This window comes from Pseudomonas saliphila, assembly GCF_008638345.1.
In the GTDB taxonomy this organism is placed as follows: domain Bacteria; phylum Pseudomonadota; class Gammaproteobacteria; order Pseudomonadales; family Pseudomonadaceae; genus Halopseudomonas; species Halopseudomonas saliphila.
The window spans coordinates 323,020-340,292 of record NZ_VTVA01000002.1 but is presented as its reverse complement, the minus strand read 5'-3'; the positions used below and the strand labels follow the sequence as shown (position 1 = coordinate 340,292).

Below are 17,273 nucleotides of genomic sequence, written 5' to 3'. Positions count from 1 at the left end.
CTGCGCGGCCGTGGCTACGCATGCAGGCTGCTACCGCAATGCGCAAAGGATGAGGGTTGATATATGGGTGTTACCGCCAGCAAACGTTCGTCGATGGCTTTTTTCTCAGATCCACGGGACCATTATTGTCACCGCGTACGCATTGTTCTGGCAGAGAAAGGGGTTACCGTCGATGTGATCAACGTCGAGTCAGGCGATCATCCTCAAGAGCTTATTGAAAACAATCCCTACAATACTGTTCCAACATTGCTCGATCGTGATCTGGTGCTCTATGAGCCAAACATCATGATGGAGTACCTGGACGAGCGATTTCCGCACCCGCCGTTGTTGCCGGTCTATCCGGTTGCGCGAGCCAATACGCGGTTGCTGATGTACCGGGTACAGCGCGACTGGTGCAATCTGGTCGATACCATTGCCGACCCAAGGACGCCCGCTGCGGCGGCGACCAAGGCGCGCAAGGAATTACGTGAAAGTCTGACCGGTGTTGCGCCGGTGTTCGCTGAAATGTCCTATTTCATGAGCGACGAATTCAGTCTGGTTGACTGCTGCATCGCGCCGATCCTCTGGCGTTTGCCCATGCTGGGAATCGAACTGCCTAAACAGGCAAAGCCCTTGCAGGATTATATGGACCGCATTTTTCAGCGCGATGGTTTCATTGGAAGTCTGTCGTCCGCCGAGAAGGACATGCAGTAGTCATTCACCTTATTCTCAGGAGGCATGCATGGCTGAAATGAGCTCAAGCCGGCCCTATCTGGTGCGTGCGCTGTACGAGTGGATTCTCGATAATCAGTGCACCCCCTACTTGCTGGTCAACGCGGAGTATCCGGACACTGTTGTGCCGGACAGCTTCGTCGAAGGCGGGCAGATCGTTCTCAATCTGTCTCCCAGTGCTATCCGGCATCTGGAAATGGACAACGACAAGATCAGTTTCGATGGCCGTTTCGGTGGCCGTCCGCAGCAGGTCTGGTTGCCCGCGCAGGCGATCATGGCGATCTACGCGCGTGAGAACGGGCAGGGCATGGTATTCGAGATAGAACCGGTTGCGCCGCCGCCGGAAGACGACAAGGGCGGTGCTGAAGGCACCAAGCCCGAGGCCAAACCGTCCGGACGTCCGTCGTTGAAGGTTGTGAAGTAGCAAGAGCTATCGAAGCAGCAAGTGCTGCTTCGGTTCAGAATGGTTCGGGCCAACTGCAGGACGGTCGGCCCGCACGGTTCAATCGATATACTCAAAGAGTTTCACGATCCGCTGTACGCCACCCACCTGCTGTATCGCCTGCACGGCCAGCTCGGCTTCGCTGCGCCTTACCAATCCCATCAGATAGACCACACCCGCTTCAGTGGTGACCTTGATCCTGCGCCCCGGAATGCTGCTGTCTGTCAGCAAGCGGCTTTTGGCACTGGTGGTGATGAGGGCGTCGTTGTTGCGCGCCAGCAGCGTCAGCTTAGGACCGACGGTCAATTCGTTATGCACCACCTTGACGCGTTGCACTTCGCTGGCGACCTTTGCAGCAGTCTGTCGCAGTTCTTCGCTAGGCACCTGGCCGGCAAGCAGTACTACACCGTTGAAGCTGGTGACCTCGATGCGAGAGTCGCGCTCCAGTGCTACGTCGGCCTTGGCGATGTTGACGCCAGTACGGGTTTCGATGAGCTGGTCATCAATGGTACTGCCGAGCGTGCGGGTGCCATGGTCGCCCTGCATGGGCGTGTCGCGGGTAGCGGTCAGCACGCCGCTACAGCCGGCTAATGTGACCACAACCATGAATACGCCGATTCCTTTAAGCATCATTCTTCACTCCCGAACAGCTGACGATCGATAAGGTCGCACAGACAATGAATGGCGAGCAGGTGTACTTCCTGAATGCGTGCGGTGGAGCGCGCCGGGACGCGGATCTCGACGTCTTCTGGAAGCAGCAGAGAGGCCATGGCGCCGCCGTCACGCCCGGTGAGCGCTACCACCAGCATGTCGCGGTCATGTGCGGCCTGGATGGCTTGCAGCACGTTGCCGGAGTTGCCGCTGGTGGAGATAGCCAGCAACACATCGCCCGGCTGACCGAGTGCGCGGATCTGCTTGGAGAATATTTCTTCGTAGCTATAGTCGTTGGCAATGGAGGTGACGGTCGAGCTGTCGGTCGTCAGGGCAATTGCCGGCAGGCTGGGGCGCTCGCGCTCGAAGCGGTTAAGCAGCTCCGAGGAAAAATGCTGAGCATCTCCGGCTGAGCCGCCGTTGCCACAGGAAAGCAGTTTGCCTTCATTTAACAGGCTGTTGACCATTACCTGGCTAGCCTGTTCTATGCTCGGTCCCAGGGCTTCCATCGCTCTGGTCTTGGTTTCGATACTGTCGGTGAACAGTTGCCTGATGCGGTGCTGCATATCCATAGGAAGGAACTCGTTAGCAAGTAAAAGCTTCGCGGATCCATCGATAGGACGCAGGATCCGCAGGACTGCCATCGGCGGCAATGACGTCGAAGCGACAGGGCTGATCGGCCAGATGAGGGTGGGTCAGCAGATAATGTTGGGCTGCGGCGATGACGCGCTTTTGCTTGCGTCGGTCGACTGTCTCTACCGCGCTGCCCCATTGGCCCGTGCGCCTGAAGCGTACTTCGACGAATACTACTGTATCTGCGTCACGCATGACCAGATCCAGCTCGCCCAGCTTGCATCGGTAGTTGCGCGCCAGCAGCCGCATCCCGGCTTCAAGAAGCAGCTGTTCTGCAAGCCGCTCGGCCTGATTGCCAAGGATCTGCTTGGCCGTCAGACGGATCATGGCGAGCTGATTGCCTCATCGACCGGCACAATGCGACCTTCAGTGATCACGCCCCAGCTGAGGCTGCGGCGAATGCGACCATCTGCACCCAGCGACAGTCGCCCGGTTGCGCCCTCGACGCTGGCTTCTTCGTAGCGTTGCAGCTGTGGCAGGCGACTGAACAGTCGTTGGGCGTCGGCACCCATTGCATATAAGCGCCCCATCGGACCAGACGCCTGAGGCCAGCTATTGCTGACGGATTCATAGAGGGCATCCGAGCGCGTGAGCAGCCAGGGAATTTCGGCTACCAGTATGCCGTCCAGATCAGTGTTCTCAGCGGAGTCCACGCCCAATTGATAGGCATGGGAGGTGGCGTACACCGGCAGATCGGCTGCGTACTGAAAGGCCAGGGTCGGTTTGATCTGCCGGGCCTGCTGCGGTGTGGCGGCAAGAAACAAGGCGTGTAGATCCTGACGGGGAGTGGGCTGGACGACGACCTTGTTGCCCAGTGCGCTCTGAATGCGTGCGCCGCGCTGCTCGCTCTCGCGGATATTAAGCAGGTCGGCGATCTGTCCGGAAATGGTCGCGGGCTCATCGATTATGTCGCGACCAACCAGGATGCCGCCCAGCGCTTCCCATTCCGCCCGGAAGGCCTCATAGGAGCGCTGTCCCCAGTCAGTCTGAGCCGCCAGCACCGCCATGTTTCGATGTCCGTCGTCCCAAGCGCGCTGTGCGGCGGAGCGGGCCTCGTCTTCGGGGGCGAGCCCGAACTGGAACAGCGTCTGATCGGAGCTGATCGGATTATCCGTATAGTTCAGTGCAAGGGTGGGCAATGGCACGTCGGTCATGTTCGCCAGGCGACTGACCTGATCGCGTTCCAGCGGTCCTATCACCCACTGCACGCCGTCGGCCTCGGCATCGCGGTAGAACGCCATCGGGTCGGCGTAGGCCGTGCTGTCGTACAGGCTTATCCGCGGCTGCTCAAGACCCTGGCTGTGTGCCTGATACTGCGAGGCCATGAAGCCGTCACGCAGGGCTTGCGCGGCCCCGGCGAGCGGGCCTTCGAAGGGTAGGAACAGAGCGATATGCGTCGGCCGGTTGGCATGTAACTCGAGCAGCTGGGCGATCGACTCGGGCATCAGTTTGGCGGCCGGGTGGTCCGGGAAGGTTTCTGTCCACTGGTTTACCGCCTGAACCTGAAGATCCAGATTGCTTTGTTCGCGACTGATCAACGCCAGTTGCAGCCAGCCGGCGAATTCACCGGTTGCCTCGCCAGCTGCTTGCCGGATGTCTTCCAGCGGCGCACGATTGAGGTCTTCCCAGATCGCCTGGTGGTTGGCTTCTCGTTCGCCCTGCGGCAGCATGCCGTCAATGAATGTGCGTTCGCGGGCAGAATTCAGCGGGTCGCCAGTGGCCTGAAAAGCCTCGGCGCGCAGTTGCTGAATGGCTAACTGCTCCTCAATGGGTTGGGCCTCGAGATGAATCATTGACGGGTGTCGCAGTGCGAGCAGCGCAGCCTCCGGTTGGCCCAGCGCCAATGCGCTACGCGCTTGCAGTTCCGCGAAGCGCAGCTGTTGGTCCGGTGGCAGTTCACTCTGGGGGATTCGGCTGAGAATGCTGCGCACCCGCTCTGGCTGGTTAGTGCTCCAGGCAGCCTGGGCTGCGTACAAGCGCAGCAGATAAGCTTCGGCCCCGGAATACCGCTCGGCATCCTCCAGGATTTCGTCCACCGATGCGTCCGGTGTGCGCGGAAGGTCCGACAGTTGAGAGGGTGGTGGGGTTGCGCAGCCCCCGAGCATTACGGCAATGGCCAGGGCTGTAAGCGACAGGCGATTCATGCGGGGCATCAGGCAATCCTTACACGGTGAGCCTTGCGGGGCAAAGCTCCGTAACTGTGAGGCAGTCATTGTAACCAAGGGGCGGTGCGACCGCCATGCGCTTCGCTGGAACCTGCTCACGTCCTGTACAATGCCGGCTCCAATCTCGTTCCCAGGTAATGATATGTCTGCCAGCGCCGGTACCCTGTTCGTTGTCGCCACGCCCATCGGCAATCTGCAGGATCTCACGCCAAGGGCGTTGGAGGTGCTGCGGTCTGTTCAACTGATCGCTGCCGAAGACACTCGCCACAGCGCCCGGCTGCTGCAGCACTACGGGGTAACCACACCTACAACTGCGTGCCACGATCATAACGAACGCGACAAGAGTCAGCGGTTGATCGAGCGGATGCTTGGCGGCGAAGACATGGCGCTGATCTCCGACGCCGGGACGCCATTGATTTCCGACCCGGGCTATCACCTGGTGCGTCAGGCGCGCGAAGCCGGCGTCAAGGTTTGCCCCATACCGGGACCTTGCGCGCTGATAGCCGCGTTGAGCGCTGCCGGCTTGCCGTCTGATCGATTCGCTTTTGAAGGCTTTTTGCCCGCAAAGGCGCATGGCCGGCGGCTGCGTCTCCAGGCGCTGGCGGTAGAGCCCAGAACCTGGATGGTCTACGAGGCGCCGCACCGCCTGCTGGAATGTCTGGAGGATATGTTTGAACTGCTTGGTGCTGACCGGCACGTGGTCCTCGCACGGGAACTGACCAAAACCTTCGAGACCATTAAAGGTGCGCCGCTATCTGAGCTGGTTGAATGGGTGCGTAACGACGCGGATCAGCAGCGGGGCGAATGCGTGCTTGTGGTGGAAGGCATGTCGGTACTGCCGGAGGGCGAAGGCCTGGATCCGGAGGCTGAACGGGTCCTCGACATCCTGCTTGCCGAGCTGCCGGTAAAGCAGGCGGCGGCGCTGGCTGCGCAGCTTACTGGCGTCAAGAAGAACCGTTTGTATCAGGTTGCGCTGGAGAAAGCCGGCAAGCTGTGAAGCCCGGTTATAGAGCGTTACAAGAGAGTGCTTGCTCATCGCGATGAAGCTCGCTAACCTTGCGCCCAAGAGTTGGCTGGACAGTCGCCGTACCGCTTGCGGTAGGGAGGAAAGTCCGGGCTCCATAGGGCAGAGTGCCAGGTAACACCTGGGGGGCGTGAGCCCACGGAAAGTGCAGCAGAAAATATACCGCCTAAGCGCGCAAGCGCCGGTAAGGTTGAAATGGTGCGGTAAGAGCGCACCGCGCAGCTGGTAACAGTCTGTGGCTAGGTAAACCCCGCTCGGAGCAAGACCAAATAGGAACCCAACGGTGTGGCCCGCACTGGGTTCGGGTAGGTTGCTAGAGGCAGTCAGTGATGGCTGTCGTAGAGGAATGACTGTCCCAGACAGAACCCGGCTTACAGGCCAACTCTTATTTTTTTCCCGCCTAGCGTGATGCCCTCCTGCAGCAAAAAATATTCTCTGGTAACAGTTCACATTAACTTCCAGATATATCTGCTTGAAACGTCAATATTTTGTCTGAGCGCTACGCCCCCGTATACCACAGTATTACGTCGCTTTTTTGCTAACCCTTCGTCATTAAAGGCTTTTTAGTGAAATGCTCACTTGACGGTCTATTGGCGCGTTCCTATAGTGTGCCGAAGTGGTGTTATGTGGACGAAAGTGGGATTTATTGGCAAGGATAGCCATTCAGTGGGGGTAGCAGGAGCGTGTTTAGAGGAGCAAGTGCCATCAATCTGGACGCCAAAGGGCGCCTCGCCATGCCGGCTCGGTATCGCGATCGGCTGCTCGAGTCCTGTGGTGGCCATCTGATTGCGACGATTGCTCTGGAAGAGCGCTGCCTGTGGATCTATCCGCTGCAGGAATGGGAACTAGTAGAACAGCAGTTAAAGAAGGCGCCCAATATGAACCCTGCAGTAAAGCGGCTGAACCGGCTCCTGATCGGTAATGCCAATGAGATCGAGCTGGACGGCAACGGCCGTTTCGTGGTGCCGCCGTTATTGCGCGAGCACGCTGGTCTCGATAAGAAGGTGATGCTGGTCGGTCAGCTGAACAAGTTTGAATTGTGGAGCGACGACGAGTGGACTGCGACGACTGAAGCCTACCTTGAGGTGCAGGATGCTGGCGATTTGCCGGTTGAACTGCAGTCGTTAAGCCTATGAGCCAATCTCCTGTGTTTCAACATATAAGTGTTCTGCTCGATGAAGCCTTGAATGGTCTGGCGGTTCAGCCTGACGGCCTTTACGTGGACGGTACATTCGGTCGCGGAGGCCATAGTAGAGCCATTCTATCCAGACTCTCGAAGGAGGGTCGGCTCATCGGGTTCGACAAGGACCCGGAGGCGATCCGGGTCGGAACCCAACTGGCGGCCGATGACGGCCGCTTTGTCGTTGTACGCCGCAGCTTCGCGGACATGGCGGAAGAGCTGCGTCAGCGCGGTTTGCACGGTCAGGTCAATGGCGTATTGCTGGACCTGGGTGTGTCCTCCCCTCAGCTTGACGACGCCGAACGCGGCTTCAGTTTTCTCAATGACGGTCCCCTCGACATGCGCATGGACCCCGCCCAGGGTCAGAGCGCGGCGGAGTGGATCAACACTGCCGACGAAGCGGACATTGCCACGGTATTGAAAGAATACGGCGAGGAGCGCTTCTCCCGGCGCATGGCGCGGGCCATCGTCATGCGTCGCGCCGAGCAGCCGTTTACCCGCACCGCTGATCTGGCCGAGGTAATCAAGGTTGCTAATCCAGCCTGGGAAAAACACAAGCATCCGGCCACCCGCGCCTTTCAGGGTATCCGCATCTTTATCAATCGTGAGCTGGAAGACCTGGCTGACGGCCTCAAGGCCGCGCTTGACGTGCTCGCGCCTGGCGGTCGGCTGGTCGTGATCAGCTTCCACTCGCTGGAAGATCGTCTGGTCAAGCACTTCATGCGCCGCGAAGCCAAGGGTGCGCCAATACCCCGTGGATTGCCCATCCGCGAGATTGATATCCCCATCAGCATCAATCTGGTCGGCAAGGCTATCAAGCCCTCGGCCGAGGAAGTCGCGGGTAACCCACGTGCCCGCAGCGCGATGCTGCGGATCGCGGAGAAGCGCTGATGACTGAGCAGCTGACCCTTCAGGAACGCACCGGTTTGCCACGTAGCAGTGGCTGGTTGCTGGCTGTCGGTCTGCTGATCCTGGTCAGTGCGCTCGCCGTACCGTACAGCGCTCACTGGAGCCGTACATTGCTCAACGAACTCGACAGTGAGATGAAGCAGCGTGAAAAAGCCCAGGCTGAATGGGGGCGGCTGGTTCTCGAACAGAGTACCTGGACTGCACATCACCGAGTTGAAAGCATCGCCCGCGGCAAGCTCGACATGCGCGTACCCTCGGCTGTCGAAGTGGTACTGGTGAAGCCATGATCAGAATCAAGTCCAACGGCAGTCTTCACCCGTGGCGATTTCGTATCGTCATTGGCGCCTTGGGCGTATGTTGCGCGGTTATCTCCTGGCAGATCGTGCAGTTGCATGTGCTGGATGGCGGATTCCTGCGTAACCAGGGTGACAAGCGCAGCCTGCGCCATGTACCCATCACCGCGCACCGCGGGCAGATCACCGATCGTAATGGCGAGCCGCTGGCGGTCAGTACGCCGGTGCTGACCCTGTGGGCCAATCCGACACAACTGATTCATCAGCAGCAGCATTGGCCGCAACTGGCCGAGGCACTGGGTACGGACCTGGCTACCTTTAGTGAGCGCCTGAAAGCCAACGCCGAACGCGAGTTTATCTATCTGCGTCGTCGCATGACCCCGCAGGATGGCGCAGCCGTTGTCGCGCTCAAGGTCCCCGGGGTCTACAGCCAGGAAGAGTATCGCCGATTCTACCCGGCGGGGGATGTCACCTCGCATTTGGTGGGCTTTACCAATGTCGATGAACACGGACAGGAAGGTCTGGAACTTGCCTACAACGAATGGTTGCAGGGCGTTCCCGGCAGCCGTCAGGTGCTGCAGGATCGCCGCGGTCGTTTGATCAAGGATGTACAGGTCGTCAAGAATGCGCGTCCCGGCAATGATCTGGCGCTGTCCATCGACCTGCGCCTGCAGTATCTGGCCCACCGCGAACTGCGCAAGGGGCTGGACGAATTCGACGCCAAGGGCGGCTCCCTGGTGATGATCGATGTGCGCACCGGTGAAATCCTCGCCATGGTCAATCACCCCAGCTACAACCCGAACAATCGCGCGGACCTCAAGCCCGAAATGATGCGCAACCGCGCCTTGATCGACGTGTTCGAGCCCGGTTCAACGATGAAGCCCTTCTCCATGAGCGCGGCACTGGCTACCGGACGCTGGAAAACCACGGATCAGGTAGACGTCTACCCAGGCACCTTGAGAATTGGCCGATACACCATTCGTGACGTGTCCCGCGCACCGGGCGGCAAGCTCGATCTGGCGGGCATTCTGCTCAAATCAAGCAACGTCGGTATGAGCAAGGTCGCCTTTGATGTAGGTGGGCCGGCTATTCGTGGCGTGATGCATGACGTTGGCTTGGGCGAGTATTCCGGGCTGGGTTTTCCGGGCGAGCAGGTCGGCAATCTACCGACCTATCGCGAGTGGGGTCAGGCAGAAACCGCAACGCTGTCCTACGGCTACGGTTTGTCATTGACCACCGTTCAGCTGGCGCAGGCGTATTCGGTTTTAGCGAATGATGGCAACAAGGTCCCGCTGTCGCTGCTGCGGGTCAACGAAACGCCAGCTGGTGAACAAGTCATTTCCAGAGACGTGGCCAAGGCCGTGCAGGGAATGTTGCAGCAGGTTATCGAAGCCGAGGGCGGCACACATCGCGCCCTGGTCCCCGGCTATCACGTCTCTGGCAAGAGCGGTACGGCGCGCAAGGTCAGCCATACCGCTAAGGGTTATAAGGAAGATTCCTATCGGTCCTTGTTCGCCGGCTTCGCCCCGAGCACGGATCCACGCATTGCCATCGCCATTGTGGTGGACGAGCCCACCAAGGGCGGCTATTACGGTGGCCTGGTCGCAGCGCCGATATTCAGTGATCTGATGGCCGGTGCATTGCGGCTGATGAACATCACGCCGGATAATATGCCGGAGCTGCAACAGGTGGAAATTCCCCCGACCAAGGGAGGATTCCGCGGATGACAACCTTGCGTCAGCTATTCCCCGATTGGCAGGGCCAGGACGTAACAGTCACTGGCCTCACGCTGGACAGCCGGCAGGTAAAGAGTGGCTATCTGTTCCTGGCGGTGCCTGGACTGAAGGTTGACGGTCGGGACTATATCGAGCAGGCGCTGCAGGCCGGCGCAGTCGCGGTCGCCTACCACGCCACCGGCGACCGTGATTACACGGGTGCGGTGCCCATGCTGGCAGTGCCTGACCTGGCTGACCGGGTGTCTGCGATTGCTGGACGCTTTTATGCCGACCCTTCCGCCACGCTAACGCTGATCGGGATAACCGGCACCAATGGCAAAACCTCGGTTTGCCAAATGCTGGCGCAGGCGCTGAACGAGCTGAACACACCTTGTGGCGTTATCGGGACGCTCGGTAGCGGCATGCCGGATGCACTGATCGATCATGGCATGACCACGCCCGATGCAGTAAGCGTTCAACGCCAACTGGCCCAGCTGCGCGACGCCGGCGCCCAGGCGGTATGCATGGAGGTGTCATCCCACGCGCTGGATCAGGGACGGGTCGCGGCGCTGGATTTCGATGTGGCGGTGTTTACCAATCTGAGCCGTGACCACCTCGACTATCACAGCGACATGGATAGCTATGAAGCGGCCAAGGCGCGGCTGTTTGATGTTGCCGGTTGTCATGCCGTTATCAATCTGGATGATCCCGTCGGGCGTCGGCTGGTCGAGCGATGCCCCGCGCGGCAGGGCGATGCTCAGCTGATCGGTTACAGCCTGCAGGATAAGACCGCTGAGCTGTACGGCAGCGACGTACGTTATGACGATGCCGGCATCCATGCCCAGCTGAATGTGGGCGATCAGCAATTTGCGCTCAATAGCCAGCTGCTCGGGGCTTTCAATCTAAGCAATTTGCTCGCAGTTGTGGGCAGCTTGCTGGTGCTGGGTTTCACTCTGCAACAAGCCGTTGAGCGCGCTGCAGGCCTGCGCGCGCCGGCTGGCAGAATGCAGCGTCTTGGCGGCGGTTCGCGTCCGCTGGTTGTTATTGATTACGCCCATACCCCGGACGCGCTGGAAAAGGCGCTGACCGCGCTGCGTGCCCACGTCGGCGGGCGGCTTACCTGCGTATTCGGCTGCGGTGGCAACCGGGATGCCGGCAAGCGTTCCCTGATGGGCCGGATCGCCGAAGAGTACGCCGATCGCGTCGTCGTCACCGATGACAATCCGCGTAATGAGCCGTCCTCGAGCATCATCGGGCAGATCTGCCAGGGTATCGGCAAGCCTCAGAAAATTACTGTCCTTGCTAATCGCGCCGAGGCGATCGCGCACACCATCAGCCGCGCCCATCGCGAAGACGTCATTCTTTTGGCCGGCAAGGGCCACGAAACCTATCAGGAGATAAACGGCGTGCGCCACGCTTTCAGTGACTACGAACAGGCCGAATGCGCCTTGCAGCAGTGGGAGGCGAGTCATGCTTGAAGCCATGCGCCTGTCCGATCTGGTCGGTCCTCTCGCTGCGACCCTGAAGGGGCTTGACGCTCAATTCGATAGCGTCGCCTTCGACAGCCGCGCTATCCAGCCCGGCGGCTTGTTCGTCGCTCTGGCGGGGACACGCACCAACGGACACGATCATTTGGCCGATGCCCGCGCGCGCGGCGCAACCTGCGCGCTGGTCGAATATCTGGTTGAAGATCGACTGCCGCAGCTGCTGGTTCACGACAGTCTGCGTGCCCTGGGCCAGTTAGCCGGCCTGGCCCGTGCAGCGTACACCGGTCCGTTGGTGGCAATTACCGGCTCCAGCGGCAAGACCACCGTCAAGGAAATGGTCGCTGCGATTCTCCGCCCGCTGGGCCCGGTATTGGCCACTCAGGGCAATCTGAACAACGAAATCGGCGTGCCTATGACGCTGCTCGGCCTGACCAACGAACACCGTTACGCGGTGATCGAGATGGGCGCCGCCGCCCGTGGCGACATTGCCTACAGCATGGACATCGCCAAGCCCACCGTCAGCGTGCTCACCAATGCGGGCAACGCACACATCGGGCGCTTCGGCAGCCTGGCCAACATCGCCAAAGCCAAGAGCGAAATCTTCAGCGCATTGAGTGGCAAGGGCAAGGCGGTGATCAATCTCGACAGTCCCTGGTTTGAAGACTGGTATCAGCTGCTGGGCAAGCGCAAGAGCTTCGTGTTCAGTCTGACCAACCCGACTGCCGAAGTGCGCGCCGAGGCCATCAAGCTGGACGGCCGCGGTTGCCCGGGATTTTTGCTGGTTACGCCTAAAGGTGAAGTCGATATTCAACTGAATCTGCTGGGCCAGCACAACGTTGCCAATGCGTTGGCAGCAACGGGTGCCGCTCTGGCGCTGGATGTGCCGCTTGAATACATCCGTAGCGGTCTCGAGAGTGTCCAGCCTATGTCGGGCCGCGCCGCCAGCCGACCGGGTCTGCAGGGCTCCATCATCATCGATGACAGCTATAACGCCAGCCCCGCATCGGTGAAGGCAGCGATTGATCTGCTCGCCTGTTTCCCGGGGCGTCGCCTGCTGGTACTTGGCGATATGGCCGAACTCGGCGAGTGGGAGAGCGACTGTCACCAGGAAATTGGTGAGCACGCGCGCCAGCAAGGTTTGGACGGACTCTATGCAGTGGGCCGCCTATCTGCGTTGGCAGCTAACAGCTTTGGCGAAGGCGCACAGCAGTTCGTCAACAAGTCCGAATTGGTTGAGGCGGTAAAAGCGCAGCTGGGCCCGGACGTATGGGTGCTGGTCAAGGGCTCGCGCAGTGCGGGAATGGAGGAGGTGGTCGCAGGACTGGTAGCCACTATGGATGACACCAACGACGGGAAGGTCGACTAGATGCTGCTCTTACTTGCCCAATATCTGCAGCAATTTCATACCGGGTTTTCGGTATTCCAATACTTGTCGCTGCGGGCAATTCTTGGTGTGCTTACTGCGCTTGCGCTGGCCTTGTTCCTCGGTCCCTGGATGATCCGCTCATTGAGCTTTCGTCAGATCGGTCAGTCGGTGCGCAATGATGGTCCTCAGTCCCACCTGTCCAAGGCCGGCACGCCAACCATGGGCGGCGCCCTGATTCTGGTCGCTATTGCGATTGCTACGCTGCTTTGGGCAGATCTACGCAATGTATATGTATGGGTGGTGCTGGGTGTCACGCTGGCGTTCGGCGCGATTGGCTGGGTAGATGATTACCGCAAGGTGGTGGAAAAGAATTCGCGCGGCCTGCCTTCGCGCTGGAAGTATCTCTGGCAGTCTGTGTTCGGACTGATTGCCGCGGTGGTGCTCTATATGACCGCCAAGACGCCGATCGAAACGACCTTGATCGTGCCGTTTTTCAAGCATGTCGAGTTTCAGCTGGGCATGGGCTTCATCGTGCTGACTTATTTCGTCATCGTTGGCTCGAGCAATGCGGTCAACCTGACTGACGGGCTCGACGGCCTGGCGATCATGCCTACGGTAATGGTCGGCGGTGCGCTCGGCATTTTTGCCTACCTTTCGGGTAACGTGCGTTTCGCCGAGTACCTGCTGATCCCGCATGTGCCGGGCGCGGGGGAGCTGATCATCTTCTGCGGTGCGCTGATTGGCGCCGGGCTGGGGTTTCTCTGGTTCAACACCTACCCCGCACAGGTATTCATGGGCGACGTGGGCGCGCTGGCACTCGGCGCTGCGCTGGGCGTGATCGCCGTGATCGTTCGCCAGGAAATCGTACTGTTCATCATGGGCGGCATCTTCGTCGTCGAAACACTCTCGGTCATCGTTCAGGTCGCTTCCTTCAAGCTGACCGGCAGACGGGTGTTTCGTATGGCGCCCATTCATCACCATTTTGAATTGAAGGGCTGGCCCGAACCCCGGGTCATCGTGCGGTTCTGGATCATCACCGTCGTACTGGTGTTGATCGGACTGGCCACTCTGAAGCTGCGTTGAGGAAGACACTGTGTCACTGATAACCACGGACAAGAAACGGATCATCGTCGGGCTCGGCAGCACCGGGCTCTCGGTCGCCCGTTTTCTGGCGGGCCGTGGTCTACCTTTTGGCGTGGCCGATACCCGCCAGCACCCGCCGGGTCTGGATCAGCTAAAGCGTTTTGCGCCCATGGCTGATCTGTATCTCGGCGAGCTGGATGCGGAGGTGCTCAGTTCTGCCGCGGAGCTGGTGGTCAGCCCGGGCATTGCCTTGTCGACGCCGGCGTTGCAGCAGGCACGCAAGGCTGGCGTGAAGCTGGTGGGTGACATAGAACTGTTCGCCCGCGAGGCCAAGGCGCCGATCGTCGCGATCACCGGCTCAAACGCCAAGAGTACCGTCACCACGCTGGTTGGTGAGATGGCGCGCGCGGCTAACGTCCGCGTTGCAGTGGGCGGCAATATCGGTACGCCGGCCTTGGACCTGCTGGATCACAACGCTGCCTTATACGTACTCGAGCTCTCCAGCTTTCAACTGGAAACCACCGAACGGCTCAACGCGGAAGTCGCGACGGTACTGAATGTCAGCGAAGACCACATGGATCGCTATGCCGATCTGGCGGCCTACCATCAGGCCAAGCACCGGATTTTCAATGGCGCACGTCAGGTAGTAATCAATCGGGACGATTTGCTCTCGCGGCCCCTGGTTGCCGATCAGCTGCCGCAGTGGACCTTCGGTCTGTCGCGCCCCGATTTCAAGGGCTTCGGTCTGATCGAAGAGGACGGCGAAACCTGCCTGGCGTTCGAATTCCAGGCACTGATGCCGGTTGCCGAGTTGAAGATTCGCGGCGCGCATAATCAGGCCAATGCACTGGCTGCGCTGGCGCTCGGGCACGCCGCTGGCCTGCCTTTCCCTGCGATGCTGCAGGCGCTGCGCGATTTCACCGGGCTGCCGCATCGTTGCCAGTGGGTCGGCAAACATGCTGACGTGGATTATTACGACGACTCCAAGGCCACCAACGTTGGCGCCGCACTGGCCGCGATCAACGGCTTCGGCGCGGATCTGTCTGGAAAGCAGGTGTTGATCGCCGGCGGCGATGGCAAAGGCGCCGATTTCGCGCCGTTGCGTGAGCCGGTCGGCCGCTATTGTCGCGCAGCGGTATTGCTCGGGCGCGATGCCTCCATGCTGGGCCAGGCGCTGGGCAATGCAGTACCGGTCATCCGCGTTGACTCTATCGAGCAAGCCGTCACCGCGGCGGCCGATGTGGCCCAGCCGGGTGACATAGTGCTGCTGTCGCCTGCCTGCGCCAGTCTGGACATGTTCAAGAATTTCGAGGAGCGCGGACGGCTGTTCGCCGAAGCGGTAGGGAGGCTGACACATGATCTTGACTGATGTGCTACAGCGCTCCGCCGCACCGCTCCTGGGTGAACGGCGTTTCGACATGGACATGCCACTTCTGGTGGCCGCGCTGTGCCTGCTGGGTCTGGGTGTGGTCATGGTTACGTCGTCCTCGATGGAAGTCGCCGCCGGTCAGCTGGGCAACCCGCTGTTCTATATGATCCGGCAGCTGATCTATCTGGCGATCGGCCTCGGCGCGCTGATTGTGGTGCTGTCGATACCGGTGAATCTCTGGCAGCAGTTCCGCTTCCCGTTGCTGTTTATCGGATTCGGGCTGCTCATCGCGGTATTGATCCCGGGTATCGGCCGTGAGGTTAACGGTAGCTGGCGCTGGATTGCGGTTGGCCCAATCAATATCCAGCCCTCCGAGCTGGCCAAGCTGTTCGCGGTAGTGTTCCTGGCCGGGTATCTGGTGCAGCGCCAGAAAGAGGTCAAGGAAAAGTGGTTCGGCTTTATCAAGCCCTTCATGGTGCTCGGGCCGATGGCTTGGCTGCTGGTTATCGAGCCGGATTTCGGCGCGACCGTGGTACTGATGGGCGCTGCGACCGGTATGTTGTTCCTCGGGGGCGTTGGCCTATTCCGCTTCCTGCTGTTGTTCGGATCGCTGGGCGGGCTGGGTGGTCTGCTGGTGGCTTTCGAACCCTACCGCCTGCAGCGTCTGACCAGCTTTCTGGATCCCTGGACCGATCCGTTCGGTACCGGTTACCAGTTGACCCAGGCGCTGATCGCCTTCGGCCGTGGCAGCTGGTGGGGCACGGGTCTGGGCAACAGTGTGCAGAAGCAGTTCTATCTGCCCGAGGCGCACACCGACTTCGTATTTGCCGTGCTCGCCGAAGAGCTCGGCCTGATCGGTGCGCTGGCTGCCTTTGGTCTGTTGGTATTCGTTGCGGTCCGCAGTCTTTATATAGGGCTGTGGGCCGAACGGGCCGGCCGGCTGTTCTCTGCCTATCTCGCCTACGGGCTGGCCATCATGTGGTGCGGCCAGATCCTGATTAACGTTGGCGTGAATGTCGGGCTGCTGCCGACCAAGGGCTTGACCCTGCCTTTCCTGAGTTACGGGGGCAGCTCGTTGGTGGTGTGCTGTATCAGTCTGGGTCTGTTGCTGCGGATCGACTGGGAGCGCCGTCAGGCGTTACGGGAGGCCGGCAATGAAAAATAGCGTGCTGGTCATGGCTGGCGGTACCGGAGGACACGTGTTCCCGGCTTTAGCGTGCGCCCGTTTGTTACGCGACCAGGGCTACGACGTGCATTGGCTGGGTACCCGCAGGGGCATCGAAAGTGAGCTGGTGCCAGCGGCGGACTTCCCGATTCACTACATCGATATCCAAGGCCTGCGCGGCAAGAGCAAGGCGGACCTGTTGAAAGCGCCGCTGAGTCTGACTCGCGCGCTGCGTCAGTCACTCCAGGTGATTCGTACGGTGCAGCCGGCTTTCGTGCTGGGCGCCGGTGGCTATGTGACCGGTCCCGGTGGATTGGCTGCCTGGATGAAGCGCATCCCGCTGATCATTCACGAGCAGAACGCAGTGGTGGGCACCGCCAATCGCTTGCTGGCGACCATTGCCGCACGCCGCTGCGAAGGTTTCCCCGGCAGTTTTGCTAATGACAGCAAGCGCCGCAGTACCGGTAACCCGGTACGTGACGAGATTTTCCAGGTACCGGCTATGAGCTGGGACGGCCAGCGCCGCCCGCGTTTGCTGGTCCTGGGCGGCAGTCTCGGCGCGCTGCCGCTGAATCGCATGTTGCCTGAGGCACTGGGCACGCTGGATGCAACCACACGCCCGGAAATCTGGCATCAGTGCGGCAAGTTGCACATTGAACTCACAAGCGAGACCTACAAGGACGCTGGCGTTGAGGCAAAGGTCGAACCCTTTATCGCTGATATGGCAGCGGCCTACGCCTGGGCTGATCTGGTGGTGTGCCGGTCCGGCGCGCTGACGGTCTGCGAACTTGCTGCGGCGGGCAGGCCCTCGCTGTTGGTGCCACTGCCGCACGCGATTGATGATCATCAGAGCGCGAATGCGCGCTTCCTGGCTGACCATGGCGCGGCCGAGCTGCTGCCCCAGGCAACGCTGACCAAGGAATTACTGGCTGAACGCCTGAAATACCTCTTTACCAATCCGGAGATTTTGCAACAGATGGCAGACAATGCCCGTAACCAGGCCGCACCCAACGCCACCGCCGACGTGATCAACGCCTGCCTGGAGGTCGCCCGTGGGTAATAAACCCCGTTCCGCAGCGA

17 protein-coding genes and 1 other RNA gene are annotated in these 17,273 nt (G+C 60.3%); 14 read left to right on the top strand and 4 right to left on the bottom strand.

Features of this window, described 5'->3' with window-relative positions:
- Nucleotides 1-63: 63 nt before the first annotated feature.
- Nucleotides 64-693, top strand: coding sequence for a glutathione S-transferase N-terminal domain-containing protein (locus FHK95_RS03555; RefSeq protein WP_150303217.1), 630 nt, complete (start codon nucleotides 64-66; stop codon nucleotides 691-693).
- 37 nt (nucleotides 694-730) lie between these two features.
- Entirely contained in the window at nucleotides 731-1,135 is a 405-nt protein-coding gene (locus FHK95_RS03550; RefSeq protein WP_150303307.1) for a ClpXP protease specificity-enhancing factor, read from the top strand.
- A 78-nt stretch (nucleotides 1,136-1,213) separates the two neighbouring features.
- On the opposite strand, the gene FHK95_RS03545 is transcribed toward FHK95_RS03550, so the two are convergent.
- From FHK95_RS03545 to FHK95_RS03530, 4 genes are read right to left on the bottom strand one after another with little or no spacing between them, the layout of a single operon-like run.
- Nucleotides 1,214-1,783: a BON domain-containing protein gene (locus tag FHK95_RS03545; protein WP_408003587.1), complete on the bottom strand. Its 570-nt coding sequence runs from the start codon at nucleotides 1,781-1,783 to the stop codon at nucleotides 1,214-1,216.
- Nucleotides 1,783-2,376 (bottom strand): phosphoheptose isomerase, encoded by a 594-nt coding sequence (locus tag FHK95_RS03540; protein ID WP_150299471.1) that lies wholly within the window; start codon nucleotides 2,374-2,376, stop codon nucleotides 1,783-1,785. Before FHK95_RS03540 ends, FHK95_RS03545 begins: the two co-directional genes overlap by 1 nt.
- Nucleotides 2,377-2,389: 13 nt before the next feature.
- Complete coding sequence (locus tag FHK95_RS03535; protein ID WP_150303215.1) at nucleotides 2,390-2,764, bottom strand: YraN family protein; 375 nt, start codon at nucleotides 2,762-2,764, stop codon at nucleotides 2,390-2,392.
- Entirely contained in the window at nucleotides 2,761-4,590 is a 1,830-nt protein-coding gene (locus tag FHK95_RS03530) for a penicillin-binding protein activator (protein ID WP_178114700.1), read from the bottom strand. The genes FHK95_RS03535 and FHK95_RS03530 overlap by 4 nt, the downstream gene beginning before the upstream one ends.
- A 154-nt stretch (nucleotides 4,591-4,744) precedes the next feature.
- Between FHK95_RS03530 and rsmI the strand changes: the two genes are divergently transcribed.
- The 12 genes from rsmI (at nucleotide 4,745) to murG (ending at nucleotide 17,253) form a co-directional block, all read left to right on the top strand.
- The gene (rsmI, locus tag FHK95_RS03525) at nucleotides 4,745-5,599 is read left to right on the top strand and encodes a 16S rRNA (cytidine(1402)-2'-O)-methyltransferase (RefSeq protein ID WP_150303213.1); all 855 of its coding nucleotides are present in this window, start codon (nucleotides 4,745-4,747) and stop codon (nucleotides 5,597-5,599) included.
- Nucleotides 5,600-5,667: 68 nt separating this feature from the next.
- An RNA gene (gene rnpB / locus FHK95_RS03520) (RNase P RNA component class A) lies at nucleotides 5,668-6,016 on the top strand.
- 293 nt (nucleotides 6,017-6,309) lie between these two features.
- Nucleotides 6,310-6,762 carry a division/cell wall cluster transcriptional repressor MraZ gene (gene mraZ / locus FHK95_RS03515; RefSeq protein ID WP_150303212.1) on the top strand — a complete coding sequence of 151 codons (453 nt, stop codon included), beginning with the start codon at nucleotides 6,310-6,312 and terminating at the stop codon, nucleotides 6,760-6,762.
- Nucleotides 6,759-7,697: a 16S rRNA (cytosine(1402)-N(4))-methyltransferase RsmH gene (rsmH, locus tag FHK95_RS03510; protein WP_150303211.1), complete on the top strand. Its 939-nt coding sequence runs from the start codon at nucleotides 6,759-6,761 to the stop codon at nucleotides 7,695-7,697. Before mraZ ends, rsmH begins: the two co-directional genes overlap by 4 nt.
- A complete protein-coding gene (gene ftsL / locus FHK95_RS03505) occupies nucleotides 7,697-8,002 on the top strand; it encodes a cell division protein FtsL (RefSeq protein WP_150303210.1) in 306 nt (101 codons plus the stop codon). Before rsmH ends, ftsL begins: the two co-directional genes overlap by 1 nt.
- Nucleotides 7,999-9,735 carry a peptidoglycan D,D-transpeptidase FtsI family protein gene (locus tag FHK95_RS03500; protein ID WP_150303209.1) on the top strand — a complete coding sequence of 579 codons (1,737 nt, stop codon included), beginning with the start codon at nucleotides 7,999-8,001 and terminating at the stop codon, nucleotides 9,733-9,735. The genes ftsL and FHK95_RS03500 overlap by 4 nt, the downstream gene beginning before the upstream one ends.
- Complete coding sequence (locus FHK95_RS03495) at nucleotides 9,732-11,201, top strand: UDP-N-acetylmuramoyl-L-alanyl-D-glutamate--2,6-diaminopimelate ligase (protein ID WP_150303208.1); 1,470 nt, start codon at nucleotides 9,732-9,734, stop codon at nucleotides 11,199-11,201. The genes FHK95_RS03500 and FHK95_RS03495 overlap by 4 nt, the downstream gene beginning before the upstream one ends.
- Nucleotides 11,194-12,576, top strand: coding sequence for a UDP-N-acetylmuramoyl-tripeptide--D-alanyl-D-alanine ligase (locus FHK95_RS03490; protein ID WP_150303207.1), 1,383 nt, complete (start codon nucleotides 11,194-11,196; stop codon nucleotides 12,574-12,576). The genes FHK95_RS03495 and FHK95_RS03490 overlap by 8 nt, the downstream gene beginning before the upstream one ends.
- A complete protein-coding gene (gene mraY / locus FHK95_RS03485) occupies nucleotides 12,577-13,659 on the top strand; it encodes a phospho-N-acetylmuramoyl-pentapeptide-transferase (RefSeq protein ID WP_150303206.1) in 1,083 nt (360 codons plus the stop codon).
- A gap of 10 nt (nucleotides 13,660-13,669) precedes the next feature.
- Nucleotides 13,670-15,028, top strand: coding sequence for a UDP-N-acetylmuramoyl-L-alanine--D-glutamate ligase (gene murD / locus FHK95_RS03480; protein WP_150303205.1), 1,359 nt, complete (start codon nucleotides 13,670-13,672; stop codon nucleotides 15,026-15,028).
- Nucleotides 15,015-16,193 carry a putative lipid II flippase FtsW gene (ftsW, locus tag FHK95_RS03475; RefSeq protein ID WP_150303204.1) on the top strand — a complete coding sequence of 393 codons (1,179 nt, stop codon included), beginning with the start codon at nucleotides 15,015-15,017 and terminating at the stop codon, nucleotides 16,191-16,193. Before murD ends, ftsW begins: the two co-directional genes overlap by 14 nt.
- A complete protein-coding gene (gene murG / locus FHK95_RS03470) occupies nucleotides 16,183-17,253 on the top strand; it encodes an undecaprenyldiphospho-muramoylpentapeptide beta-N-acetylglucosaminyltransferase (RefSeq protein ID WP_150303203.1) in 1,071 nt (356 codons plus the stop codon). Before ftsW ends, murG begins: the two co-directional genes overlap by 11 nt.
- Nucleotides 17,254-17,273 lie beyond the last annotated feature (20 nt).